The 11670-nt window shown below is 66.2% G+C and carries 11 protein-coding genes; 8 read left to right on the top strand and 3 right to left on the bottom strand.

Annotated features, from left to right (window positions below):
* Nucleotides 1-86 precede the first annotated feature (86 nt).
* Nucleotides 87-1472: a hypothetical protein gene (locus tag VVD47_RS18850; protein WP_327605061.1), complete on the bottom strand. Its 1386-nt coding sequence runs from the start codon at nucleotides 1470-1472 to the stop codon at nucleotides 87-89.
* A gap of 425 nt (nucleotides 1473-1897) precedes the next feature.
* On the opposite strand from VVD47_RS18850, the gene VVD47_RS18845 reads away from it, so the two are divergent.
* The 8 genes from VVD47_RS18845 to VVD47_RS18810 all read left to right on the top strand — a co-directional run bounded on the left by VVD47_RS18845 (nucleotide 1898) and on the right by VVD47_RS18810 (nucleotide 9192).
* Nucleotides 1898-2734 carry an SIR2 family NAD-dependent protein deacylase gene (locus tag VVD47_RS18845; protein WP_327605060.1) on the top strand — a complete coding sequence of 279 codons (837 nt, stop codon included), beginning with the start codon at nucleotides 1898-1900 and terminating at the stop codon, nucleotides 2732-2734.
* Between the two features lie 257 nt (nucleotides 2735-2991).
* Nucleotides 2992-4023 carry an ABC transporter substrate-binding protein gene (locus tag VVD47_RS18840; protein ID WP_327605059.1) on the top strand — a complete coding sequence of 344 codons (1032 nt, stop codon included), beginning with the start codon at nucleotides 2992-2994 and terminating at the stop codon, nucleotides 4021-4023.
* 17 nt (nucleotides 4024-4040) lie between these two features.
* Nucleotides 4041-4820 carry an ABC transporter ATP-binding protein gene (locus VVD47_RS18835; protein ID WP_327605058.1) on the top strand — a complete coding sequence of 260 codons (780 nt, stop codon included), beginning with the start codon at nucleotides 4041-4043 and terminating at the stop codon, nucleotides 4818-4820.
* Nucleotides 4821-4834: 14 nt separating this feature from the next.
* The gene (locus VVD47_RS18830; protein WP_327605057.1) at nucleotides 4835-5728 is read left to right on the top strand and encodes an ABC transporter permease; all 894 of its coding nucleotides are present in this window, start codon (nucleotides 4835-4837) and stop codon (nucleotides 5726-5728) included.
* A gap of 139 nt (nucleotides 5729-5867) precedes the next feature.
* Nucleotides 5868-6848, top strand: coding sequence for an ABC transporter substrate-binding protein (locus VVD47_RS18825; RefSeq protein WP_327605056.1), 981 nt, complete (start codon nucleotides 5868-5870; stop codon nucleotides 6846-6848).
* A gap of 31 nt (nucleotides 6849-6879) precedes the next feature.
* A complete protein-coding gene (locus VVD47_RS18820; protein WP_327605055.1) occupies nucleotides 6880-7866 on the top strand; it encodes an isopenicillin N synthase family dioxygenase in 987 nt (328 codons plus the stop codon).
* A 384-nt stretch (nucleotides 7867-8250) separates the two neighbouring features.
* Nucleotides 8251-8556 (top strand): TFIIB-type zinc ribbon-containing protein, encoded by a 306-nt coding sequence (locus VVD47_RS18815; RefSeq protein WP_327605054.1) that lies wholly within the window; start codon nucleotides 8251-8253, stop codon nucleotides 8554-8556.
* 318 nt (nucleotides 8557-8874) lie between these two features.
* The gene (locus VVD47_RS18810) at nucleotides 8875-9192 is read left to right on the top strand and encodes a DUF5710 domain-containing protein (protein ID WP_327605053.1); all 318 of its coding nucleotides are present in this window, start codon (nucleotides 8875-8877) and stop codon (nucleotides 9190-9192) included.
* 1 nt (nucleotide 9193) lies between these two features.
* Here the strand turns inward: VVD47_RS18810 and VVD47_RS18805 are convergent, their stop codons facing one another.
* Both VVD47_RS18805 and guaD read right to left on the bottom strand, forming a co-directional pair.
* Complete coding sequence (locus tag VVD47_RS18805; protein ID WP_327605052.1) at nucleotides 9194-10096, bottom strand: alpha/beta hydrolase; 903 nt, start codon at nucleotides 10094-10096, stop codon at nucleotides 9194-9196.
* Nucleotides 10097-10150: 54 nt separating this feature from the next.
* On the bottom strand, nucleotides 10151-11482 hold the full coding sequence (gene guaD / locus VVD47_RS18800) for a guanine deaminase (protein ID WP_327605051.1): 1332 nt from the start codon (nucleotides 11480-11482) through the stop codon (nucleotides 10151-10153).
* Nucleotides 11483-11670: the final 188 nt, after the last annotated feature.

Genomic DNA, 11670 nt, shown 5'->3' with positions numbered 1-11670 from the left:
GGGGTCGGATCTCAGGCCCGCCCCCGTGGTTGCGACGCTGCGCTGCGCCTCGCTTCGCCGCGCCTCGCACCTCAGTGCATCACGCCTCAGTGTCCCGCCATCGGATTGCGGATGAAGGCGTCCGTGTCGGCGGAGCCGTTGGCCCGCATCAGCGCGAAGGTCAGCATCATGTCGTAGTCGACACCGACGATGCCCTTGCGCCCGCCGCCGGACAGCGCCGCCGTGCCGGGGCGGTTCTGGAACCATTGCGCCCACTGCGGCGAGCCCGGATCGAAGAACAGGAATTGCTGGCCTTCCGACGGAAAGCTCATGTTCGGCGAGGGATAGAGGTTGGCGGCGAAGGGGTACTGCGCCGCGCTGTGGCAGCTCACGCAGCTGGTGGCCGGCAGCGGATTGTCCTTCCCGAAACGCTGGCCGGACACGGTGACGGCGTTGTGCCGGATGCCGACATCCAGCGGCCCTGCCAGGCGCCCGCCCCAGCCCAGCCCGTCCATGACGAAGGCGGGCACTGCCGGATTGACCCAGGTCTGCTCCAGCACGCCTTTCGGCCCCAGGCCGTCCGGGTACTTCGCGAGCTTCGGATCGTTACCCCACATGACGCCGACCGGGATGGCGCGGTCCCACACCGTGGCACCGCTGGAGCGCGTGTCGTAGGCATAGGCGATGAACACCCAGCCGGTCTCCGGCGAGGCCACCCTGTCCTTCACCCGCACCGCCATCTGCAGGAAGCGCATCGGCGTGACCACCGGCAGCCGCTTGGTCGGGTCCGGGTTGGACAAGGATGCAACGGGCGGACGGTAGATGTAGGACACCGAGGAGTTCTTCAGCACCGGCCATTGCTCCTCGGTCAGGGTCGCACCTTCGACCTTGACGACGATGGAGCCTTCGGGGAACTGCGTGGAGGTGACATCCGGCTTGAAGGGGTTGCGCCATATCTCGCCGAGTTTGGCCGCCGCCACGTCGTTGTAATACACCACCGCGTGGTTCTGGAACTGCACGGCCGGCGGGTTGGAGGGGTAGGAGTACGGCTGCAGGACCTGCCCGGTGTAGGAGCCCAGCAGGGCTTCGCGCCCCGATGTCGGATCGATATTGCCGTTGCTCATCGGCGAACCCTGCCCGCCCCAGGGCATGTCGTACCAGCCGGCCTGCTGCGGCGTCCACTTCATCGGATCGTTGACCAGGCCCGACATGTCCTTGCTGATAAAGCGCTTCATCGCCGCCGCATAGGCGGGCGCGCTCTGCTTGGTCAGCCGGCCGGACGGCCGCACCTGCAGCCACTGCGCCTTCGTGGGTGCCTGCGGGTATTCGTAGTTGCTGGGACGGAAGGTCCCGTTCCAGTCTGCTGGTGGTGGATAGACGGTGTTGTTGCCCGCGAACGGATCGGGCTGCCCGGCGCTCAGTGTTCCGGCAAAGACCAGGCAGGCCAGGCCGCCGGCAAGATGGCGCCCTGGGCGCGATAGACGACGCTTCATTTCTTTCTCCCCCGGATCGCAGCCGATGCCCCCCGGCATGTATGACGGCCGCGCATTGTCAAAAGTCCCGGACGGCCGCTACGCAGTCGCCGGGCTGGTCGTTCCCGCAGTGAAGCATGTGGGAGCCTGCCACACGGTTACCCACTTGCACATCTGCCGCTTGCACATCCGCCGCGTGGAGTGCGCGATGGACTGCGGCGCGGATTGCCGCTGGATGCTTCGATACTTCCACCCACCTGTTACGCGGCCACGGGTCCTGTCATGCGAAGTGGGACGCAAGATCGGGACACCCCAGCGAGACACAAAGCGGACCGCTCTGCTATCGGCAGTTTTCCGTCGTACCTGATGGCTCACCGCCGATACGCATCGCGCAATGCCGCCACGCTGTGCCAAGCTCACGGCCTTCCCGCACACCGGCAACGCCCATGCACACCCACCAGGACATCACGCAGCAGGCAGAGGTCGCTGCCGCCCTGATCGCCGAGGCCGACAGCCTCATCATCGCGGCCGGCGCCGGCATGGGCGTGGATTCGGGCCTGCCGGACTTCCGCGGCACCGAAGGCTTCTGGCAGGCCTACCCGGCCCTCGCGCAGGCGCGGTTGCGCTTCGAGGAAATCGCCAGCCCGCATGCCTTCGCCCGCGACCCACAACTTGCGTGGGGCTTCTACGGCCACCGCCTGGCGCTGTACCGCAACACCGTCCCGCACGAGGGGTTCCACATCCTGCAACGCTGGACCACCCGCATGCCGCGCGGCGCCTTCGTATTCACCAGCAACGTGGACGGCCAGTTCCAGCGCGCGGGCTTCAGCGGCGCGCGCGTGCTGGAGTGCCACGGCAGCATCCATCACCTGCAATGCAGCGCGCCGTGCAGCGACGCACTGTGGCCGGCGGACGCCTTCCTGCCCGATGTCGACGCAACCGCCTGCCAGCTCCGCTCGCCCCTGCCGCGTTGTCCGCATTGCGGCGCGATGGCACGGCCCAACGTGCTGATGTTCGGCGATGCGGATTGGGTAGAGGCCCGCACGGCGGAGCAGCACCGCCGCTACCGCGCCTGGCGGGCGGCGGTCAGCGCGCCGGTGGTCATCGAGCTCGGCGCGGGGACACACATCGCCACGGTGCGCTACTTCAGCGAGAGCCAGGACGCACCATTGCTGCGCATCAACCCCACCGAGGCCCGCGTCGGCGACGGTCGCGGCATCGGCATGGCCTGCGGTGCACTGGCTGGACTGCAGGCCATCGACGGGGCCCTGGGCACCCTCTGAAGCCTTGCCAGCGCGGATTCCGGCCGGCTCATGCGCCCCCAGGCATAACCCTCTTCAACCAGCACACCACTGGTCAGACCAGTTGCACCGGGCCAGTGCCCATGCCCCCTTCGCCAGGCCGCTTCCCGCTTGAAGTCGTCCGGCCGATGCACCAAGCGGAGGCACAAATTGGCGATTTTGACGATTTCATGACGGCATTTCCTCGGCATGGCGATTGCTAAAAGAGAAGTGCTTTTCCTTCCACGGAGCTTTCCGCAATGAACATCAGCCTGTCGCGCCGCCGCCTGTTTGCCGCGCTGTCCTTCACCCTTTCCGCCCTCTTCTCTGCCGCACCGGCTTTCGCCCAGGAGAAGATCAAGTTCACGCTCGACTGGCGCTTCGAAGGCCCGGCCGCCCCCTTCCTGCTGGCCAAGGCCAAGGGCTACTACGCCGCCGAAGGCCTGGACGTGACCATTGACTCCGGCAGCGGCTCGGCCGGTGCGGTGACCCGCGTGGCCACCGGTGCCTACGAGATGGGCTTCGCCGACTTCAACGCACTGGTGGAGCAGGAAGCCAAGCAGCCCGGCTCCAAGGTCGTGGCGGTGTACATGGTCTACAACAACTCGCCGGCCGCCGTGCTGTCGCTGAAGAAGTCCGGCTTCACCAAGCCGTCGGACCTGCTCGGCAAGACGCTGGCCGCACCGGTGTTCGATGCCGGCCGCAAGGCCTGGCCGGCCTTCGCCAAGTCCAACAAGATCGCCGTCGACGGCGTGAAGTGGCAGTCGGTCGACCCGGTGCTGCGCGAAACCATGCTCGCCAAGGGTGAGGTGGACGCCATCACCGGCTTCTACTTCACCAGCTTCCTGAACCTGGAAGCGCGCGGCGTGAAGCCGGAAGACATCGCCGTCATGGAGTACGGCAAGATGGGCGTCGAGGCTTATGGCAACGCCATCATCGTCAGCCACAAGTTCATGACCGAGAAGCCGGAAGCGGTGAAGGGCTTCCTGCGTGCCTTCAACAAAGCCCTGAAGGAAGTGATCGCCAACCCGACCGCCTCCGCCGCCTTCGTGAAGGCCCAGGACGCCCTGGCCAACGAACCGCTGGAAGCCCGTCGCCTGAAGATGGCGATCGACTCCAACATCGTCACCGACGAGGTGAAGAGCATCGGCCTGGGTGACGTGCATCCGGAACGCCTGAAGCGCGCCATCGCCGAGACGGTGGACGCCTACGGCCTGCCGGCCACGCCGCCGACCGCCGAGCTGTTCAACGCTGCCTTCCTGCCGGCCAAGGCCGACCGGTTGTTCAAGTAATCGACCGGGCCACAGTCATGAGTTTCGTACGCTTCGAGAACGTCAGCCTGGCCTACACGCCGGGCAGCCCGCTGGCCATCCAGGACGTGAGCCTGGACATCCAGGAGGGTGAGTTCATCTCGGTGGTGGGGCCATCGGGGTGTGGCAAATCGACGCTGATGAAGCTCGTGACCGGCCTGAAAGCCCCCACCGGCGGCTACGTGTATGTCGGCGGCCGCCAGGTGGGTGGCCCGCTGAAGATCGTCGGCATGGCCTTCCAGGCCAGCAACCTGCTGCCCTGGCGTACCACGCTGGAAAACGTGATGCTGCCGCTGGAGATCGTCGAGCCCTTCCGCTCCGAACTGAAGAGCAAGCGCAAGGAGTTCGAGGAACAGGCGCGTGCGCTGATCAAGCGCGTGGGCCTGGCTGGTTTCGAGGACAAGTTCCCGTGGGAACTGTCCGGCGGCATGCAGCAACGCGCCTCCATCTGCCGCGCGCTGGTGCACAAGCCGCGCCTGCTGATGCTGGACGAACCCTTCGGCGCGCTGGACGCCTTCACCCGCGAAGAGCTGTGGTGCATGCTGCGCGACCTCTGGCAGGAGTCGCCCTTCACCGTCGTGCTGGTGACGCACGACCTGCGCGAGGCGGTGTTCCTCGCCGACACCGTGTATGTCATGAGCAAGCGGCCGGGCCGCATCCTCGTGAAGCGCGAGATCGACCTGCCGCGCCCGCGCGACCTCGACGTCACCTACACCGATGCCTTCTCCGCGCATGTGCATGTGCTGCGCGAACACATCGGCCACGTGCGTTCGCACTGACAGGAGCGCCGCCCATGAGCACCCTCGCCACCCACGAAGAACGCGCGCTGCCCCACCTCACCCCCAACGCCGGCGAGCCCGACGTGAAGGTGGAAGACCCCGTCCCCGCACCGCTGGCGCCCGAGGCGCCGCCACGCCGCTTCAAGATCGACCTGATCACCGCCGCCCCCTGGCTGGTGGTGCTCGGCCTGTTCATCGTGTGGGAGATCGTCTGCCGCGGCTTCGACGTGCCGGAATTCCTGCTGCCCGCGCCCAGCGCGGTGTGGGCCGCCGGCAAGGAATACTGGCAACCCATCCTCCTGCACGCGGGCCAGACCAGCTTCACCACCCTGGCCGGCTTCGCCATCACCGTCGTGGTCGGCGTGCTGATGGGTGCGCTGGTGGGCTCTTCGCCCATCATCTACAAGGCGCTGTACCCGCTGCTCATCGGCTTCAACAGCATTCCGAAGGTGGCCTTCGTGCCAGTGCTGGTCGTGTGGTTCGGCATCGGCACCATCCCGGCCATCCTCACCGCCTTCACCATCTCCTTCTTCCCGGTGCTGGTGAACGTCGCCACGGGACTGGCCACGCTGGAACCGGAACTGGAAGACGTGCTGCGCTCGCTGGGCGCCTCGCGCCTGGACATCCTGCGCAAGGTGGGCCTGCCGCGCGCCATGCCCTACTTCTTCGCCTCGCTGAAGATCGCCATCACCCTGGCCTTCGTCGGCTCGGTCATCTCCGAAACGGTGGCCTCCAACCTCGGCATCGGCTACCTGATGATGAGCGCCAGCTCGTCGATGAACATCCCGCTGGTGTTCGCCGGCCTGATCGTCATCGGCGCCATGGGCGTAGTGATGTACGAGCTGTTCGCGTGGCTGGAACGTCGCCTCACCAAGTGGGCGCACCGCGGGCCGAACAGCGGGATGTGACAGCTGGCCCGACGGCCTTCAGGGCAGGCACGCCGCCGCGTGTGCCTGCCCCATGTGCGTGATGTGCGTGGCAACATGGCAGGCGGATATCTGCGTCATCCGCCGGCTCATCCACTGCCCCACGTCCAGGAGAACCCGCATGCGTACCACCCTGCTTCGCTGCCTGTCTGTCCTTGCCTCGCTGTCGTTCTTCGCTGCGCCCACTCACGCCGCCGACAAGCTGGTGTTCGGCACCAACTGGTACGCCCAGGCGGAGCACGGCGGCTTCTACCAGGCCATCGCCACCGGCATCTACAAGAAGCACGGCCTCGACGTCGAGATCAAGATGGGCGGCCCGCAGGTCAGTGGCATGCAGGTGCTGGCCGGCGGCCTCATCGACCTGTGGATGGGCTACGACTTCCAGACCCTGAAGGCCATCGAGCAGGGGGTACCGGTCACCACGGTTGCGGCCTATTTCCAGAAGGACCCGCAGGTCATGCTGGGCCACCCGGACGTGAAGCGCTTCGAGGACCTGAAGGGCAAGACACTGTTCGTTGGCGCCGCTTCCGACTCCTCCTTCTGGCCCTGGCTGAAGGCGCTGTACGGCTACAACGACTCGCAGAAGCGGCCCTACGCCTTCACGGTGCAGCCCTTCCTGATGGACAAGAACTCCGCCCAGCAGGGTTATGCCACCTCCGAGCCCTATGCCATCGAACAGGCCGGCGTGAAGCCCACCATCCTGCTGCTGGCCGACGCCGGCTACCCGCCCTACGCCACCACCGTGGTGGCGATGCAGAAGACGGTCGACACCCGCAGCGACGTCATCGCCCGCTTCGTGAAGGCCAGCGCCGAAGGCTGGGTCAGCTACCTGAAGGACCCCGCGCCGGGCAATGCGCTCATCAAGCGCGACAACCCGAAGATGACCGACGCGCAGATCGCCTACGGCATCAACAAGATGCGCGAGTTCGGCCTGGTCGATGGCGGCGACGCCGCGAAGCTCGGCATCGGCGTGATGACCGACGCGCGCTGGAAGGCCACCTACGACACGATGGTGAAGACCGGGCTGCTGAAGGCCGAGGTCGACTACCGCAAGGGCTACACGCTGAAGTACGTCACGGGCTTGCCACTGCCCGCGAAGTAGCGCCCGCCACCGCCACACGAAGGACATCGCCATGGTCGCCTACCTCGCCCCCACCCGTGCCCTCACCCCGGTGCTGAACATCGGCCCCTGGCTCAACGGCGACGACAAGGCGGGCGTGGCGCGGCGCTTCGACCGCATCTGCCGCGAGATCGGTTTCTTCTACCTCATCGGCCACGGCATGCCGGCCGCGCAGATGCAGGGCATCCTGCAGCAGGGCGAACGCTTCTTCGCGCTGGACGAGCCGACCAAGCGCTCGGTGATGATCGACAGCCGCCGCCGCGGCTACGAGCCGATGGCCTTCCAGGCACTCGACCCCGACTCGCCGCCCGACCTCAAGGAGTCCCTCCTCATCGGCCCCGGCCAGGACGAAGAGCATCCCTACGTGCGCGCCGGCCTCGCCAACTACGGCCCCAACAAATGGCTGGGGGACGACGCCCTGCCCGGCTTCCAGCGTTCCTGCATGGATTACTTCGGCCGCGCGCGGCAGATCTCGGAGAGCCTGATGGCCATCTTCGCCACCGTCGCCGGCCTGCCGGAAGACCACTTCCTGCCCGTGCTGCGCGAACCCATGGCCACGCTGCGCATGCTGCACTACCCGCCGCAACCCGGTGAGGTCGTCGACAACCAGCTCGGCTGCGGCGCGCACACCGACTGGGGTGCGGTCACCATCCTCATGCAGGACGACACCGGCGGACTCGAAGTGCAGGCGGCCAGTGGCGAATGGCTGTATGCCACGCCGATGACCGGTGCCTTCATCGTCAACATCGGCGACATGATGCCGATCTGGACCAACGGCGCGTACCACTCCAACGCCCACCGCGTGCGCAACCGCTCGCCCGAGCGCCACCGCTACTCCGCCGCCTTCTTCATGGACCTGGACTACCACGCCCGCGTCGAATGCCTGGACGCCTTCCGCCCCGCCGCCGGCCAGCCCGTGGCCGAGCCGCGCACCGCTGGCGAGCACCTGGACCTCATGTACCAACGCTCCTACGGCGCGCGTGCGGCGGCGCTGGCCTGATCGGCCGGGAAAGATTCAACGGCAGGCGAGCACCACGAAGAAGCACGAAGGGCCGCGAATGAACCGCACGTTCTTGCGACCGGATTCCAGAGCTTCGTCGTTCTCGCCTTTCGACAAGCTCAAGGTGAACCGGGCTGCGCCCGAGCGGGAACCCAGTGACGTTCAGGGCCGCCAACGACGCTGGATTCCCGCTTCCGCGGGAATGACGAAGGTGGTGGACCGTCGCCACTCTGATACGCTTTGGTCTGCGCGCGCTGCGCCGCAAGGCCAGTAAGCCACCATCCCGCCAGGTTTCGTTTCACCATCTGACGAGAACCCGCCGCCGGCGACGCTGTCCCAGACGTTCAAGCCACCACATGGCTACCCAACGTCAAGGAGATACGCATGCAATGCCCCGTCTGCACCGACAAGACGCTCGTCATGAGCGAACGACAGGGAATCGAGATCGACTACTGCCCCGGCTGCCGCGGCGTCTGGCTGGATCGTGGCGAACTGGACAAGATCATCCAGCGCTCTGCCTCCGAACAGGCACCGCAAGTCGCCGCCGCACCCGCCCCGGCCCCGCAGGCCGCGCCGCAACAGCCCTACCCGCCCCAGCAACCGTACCCGCAACACGGCGACCAGTACCGCCGCGACGACTACTACAAGCAGAAGCGCAGGAAGAGTTTCCTGGAAGACCTCTTCGACTGAGGCCAACCCCTCATCAGCTGATAGCCATGCCCTGAGCGTCGGCCCCTGAGCCCGTCGAAGGGGTCGAAGGGCGCCGCTCCGGTAAAGGCATGACACCAAGGGGCGCGGAGAAACTGGACTCTCTCCGCGCCCCTTCCTTTGCAGGACGCAGGGTGGGCTCGGCGAGCCCACGCGGATCTCGCGTCACCACCACGCGTGGGCACATCGTGCCCACCCTGGCCTGCGAAGCGAGGCATCGCGCAGGACGGCTTAGCGAAGCAACCTGCCACCCCCACTCGCCCGTATCATCCCGCCCTCCGCATCCACACCCGCCACATCATGAGATTCGATCTGAAAGTCCCGTTCGCCGAGAAGGACGACGCCAAGAAACTGGGCGCACGTTGGGACGCGGCCAAGAAGCTGTGGTACGTGGTCGACAAGGCGGACATGGCGCCCTTCGCGAAATGGAGTCCCACGCCGCGCGATGCATCTTCAGCGTCGGCGTCCGCTGTCTCAAAGCGCCCTGCCGCGAAGGTCGAAACGGAATCTGCCGGCGTGCTGTGTGTCGGCAGCAAGTATGTGGAATCGCCGCGCGTCTGCGACTGCCTGCCGTGGGATGTGTGCGACAAGTGCCGGGCTACGGCCTTGCCGGTCTGATTCACGCGGTCTGGTCCAGAAAACCCTGCTGACGTAACCACGCGCTGCATAGCTGGGGCCATGCTCCAACCGGCAAGGCGCTCGCACGCAAAGCGAAGCCGTGTGGTGCGCTTGCGAAGACGTGCAGCTCCGGCGCGACGCCGCGGGTGCGCACGGCATCAGCCAGTCGATATGCGTTAGCAACCGGAATCACCGGATCGTCCGCTGCGTAGACAATGAAGGTCGGAGGCGGTGCTCCGATCATCTGTGCGTCGGGCTGCATGGCGTCATACAGCGCCTGCTTCTCCGGCGGCGACAACGGCGGCTTGTCCGCAACCACGGTGCGGCCTGCGGCGTTGGTGGAAATCGGGCCGTAGCCGACGATCAGGAAGTCCGGACGCGCACTGATCGACGCATGTAGAGACTCGGGCGCTTTCCAGGACGCGGGGTACATTGCGGCAAGGCAAGCAGCCAGATGCCCGCCCGATGAAAGACCCAAAGCGCCGACAGCCCGCGAATCAATACCGAGTCCGGCAGCGCGAGCGCGAATAAGGCGCATGGCCTCGATCGCATCGTCGACCGGCGCCTGCTCACCCAGACGATTCCCGTCGTTGAAACGGGACGACGGGAGGCGATGCACGAGCACGAAAGCATGAAAGCCCAGGGAGGTCAGCCAGCGCGCGACCTCGATCCCTTCCTTGCCAATCACGAGTTTCGTGTACCCGCCTCCGGCCATGATCATCACCGCGCGCCCGTTGGGCCGCGGTGGCCGAAACCCCAGCAGCTGCGGGCGATGCACATCAACAATCAAAAGCTCGGTGGCAATGGCTGTCGGATCTTCAAGGGCGGTGCCGGCATCGTCGGTCTCGGCAACGGGGCCTGACCACAAGGGCCAGGCAAAATCTTCATCGAATACGCCAGTCATGTCATCACTACCTGAAGCGAGCAGAGACCCATTGGTCAACGCTGGCCAACTCCGTCAAACCGCCGCCCAGGCATTCACCGGTTCCCCCAGGATGTGCGTCGCCGCCACACAGCGCTCATCACCCATCATCGTCATGGCGAACAGGCGCTCGTCCAGCGAGGTGGTCGTCTCCATGCGCCAGGCGAGTTCCGGCGTGGCGTCGAATTGCCACACGGTGAAGTCGGCTTCCTTGCCGGGCAGGAAGTTGCCGATCACGTCATCCAGCTGCAATGCCTTGGCGCCGCCCAGGGTGGCGAGGTACCAGGTGCGGTAGGCAGACAGCGGGGCGTGCAGGGTCTGGCTGACTTCGTAGGCGGCTTCCATCGTGCGCAGCATGGACAGGCTGGTGCCGCCGCCGACGTCGGTGGCCAATGCCACCGGGATGCCGGCGGACAGGGTGGCGTCGAGTTCGAAGAAGCCGCTGCCGAGGAACAGGTTGGAGGTCGGGCAATGGGCGATGGCAGCGCCGCTGGCGGCCATGCGGCGACGTTCCTTGTCGCTGAGGTGGATGCCGTGGCCGTAGATGGCGCCCGGCCCCAGCAGGCCGAACTTCTCGTAGACGGCGAGGTAGTCCTTGCAATCCGGGAACAACTCCTCCACCCAGCGGATCTCGCTGCGGTTCTCCGACAGGTGTGATTGCAGGCGGATGCCGGGCTTGCTGCGGAACAGCTCGCCGGCAATCTGCAATTGCGCTTCGGTGGAGGTGGGCGCGAAACGCGGCGTCACGGTGTACAGCAGGCGGTCCTTGCCGTGCCAGCGTTCGATCAACGCCTCGCAATCCACGCGGGAACTCTCCGCGGTGTCGCGCAGGTTCTCCGGGCAGTTGCGGTCCATCATCACCTTGCCGCTCAGCATGCGCAGCTTGCGCGACTGGGCGGCCTCGAACAGCGCATCCACCGAATGCGGATGCACGGTGGCATACACGGAGGCCGTGGTAGTGCCGTGCGCCAGCAGGCGGTCGCAGAAGAAAGCCGCCGTGCGTTGCGCGACAGACAGGTCGGCAAAGCCTGCCTCGGTGGGAAAGGTGTAGTGCTCCAGCCAGTCCAGCAACTGGCGGCCGTAAGAGCCGATGACGGACATCTGCGGGTAATGCACGTGCGCGTCGATCAGGCCCGGCGTGATGAGCTTGCCGCAGTAGTCGTGGTAGCGCGCGGTCTGGCGGGTGAGCTCGGGGAGCTTCTCCAGCACGTCGTTCCAGTGCCCGACCTGCAGCACCTTGCCGTCATCGACGACGAGCGCGCCGTCCTCGAAGAACTCCCAGGCGCTGTGGTCGACCTCCTCGCCCGGATCGGACAGGAAGTGCAGGATGCTGCCGCGGATCAGGCGTGCGGTCGGTTGCGGGTGCATACGGACTCCTTCCTTGTATTAGGTCGTGCCAGTGCGGTGGTCGATGCGTCGTTCGGTGGGTCAGGTGGTGCGTTGATTGGGGGGTGTTGGGCTTCGCTGCGCTCAACCCAACCTACGTCCACAGCGAAGCGCCACATAGGATGCGGTAGGTTGGGTTGAGCGAAGCGAAGCCCAACAGACAACCTCCC

It is taken from the genome of Uliginosibacterium sp. H1 (assembly GCF_036017065.1).
Lineage (GTDB): Bacteria > Pseudomonadota > Gammaproteobacteria > Burkholderiales > Rhodocyclaceae > Uliginosibacterium.
The sequence above is the reverse complement of the archived record's forward strand: the minus strand, read 5'-3'. Positions and strand labels throughout refer to the sequence as shown.

Coding starts and splice junctions, on each gene's coding strand:
- VVD47_RS18850 (WP_327605061.1), bottom strand. CDS start 1,472: ATGAAGCGTCGTCTATCGCGCCCAGGGCGCCATCTTGCCGGCGGCCTG.
- VVD47_RS18845 (WP_327605060.1), top strand. CDS start 1,898: ATGCACACCCACCAGGACATCACGCAGCAGGCAGAGGTCGCTGCCGCC.
- VVD47_RS18840 (WP_327605059.1), top strand. CDS start 2,992: ATGAACATCAGCCTGTCGCGCCGCCGCCTGTTTGCCGCGCTGTCCTTC.
- VVD47_RS18835 (WP_327605058.1), top strand. CDS start 4,041: ATGAGTTTCGTACGCTTCGAGAACGTCAGCCTGGCCTACACGCCGGGC.
- VVD47_RS18830 (WP_327605057.1), top strand. CDS start 4,835: ATGAGCACCCTCGCCACCCACGAAGAACGCGCGCTGCCCCACCTCACC.
- VVD47_RS18825 (WP_327605056.1), top strand. CDS start 5,868: ATGCGTACCACCCTGCTTCGCTGCCTGTCTGTCCTTGCCTCGCTGTCG.
- VVD47_RS18820 (WP_327605055.1), top strand. CDS start 6,880: ATGGTCGCCTACCTCGCCCCCACCCGTGCCCTCACCCCGGTGCTGAAC.
- VVD47_RS18815 (WP_327605054.1), top strand. CDS start 8,251: ATGCAATGCCCCGTCTGCACCGACAAGACGCTCGTCATGAGCGAACGA.
- VVD47_RS18810 (WP_327605053.1), top strand. CDS start 8,875: ATGAGATTCGATCTGAAAGTCCCGTTCGCCGAGAAGGACGACGCCAAG.
- VVD47_RS18805 (WP_327605052.1), bottom strand. CDS start 10,096: ATGACTGGCGTATTCGATGAAGATTTTGCCTGGCCCTTGTGGTCAGGC.
- guaD (WP_327605051.1), bottom strand. CDS start 11,482: ATGCACCCGCAACCGACCGCACGCCTGATCCGCGGCAGCATCCTGCAC.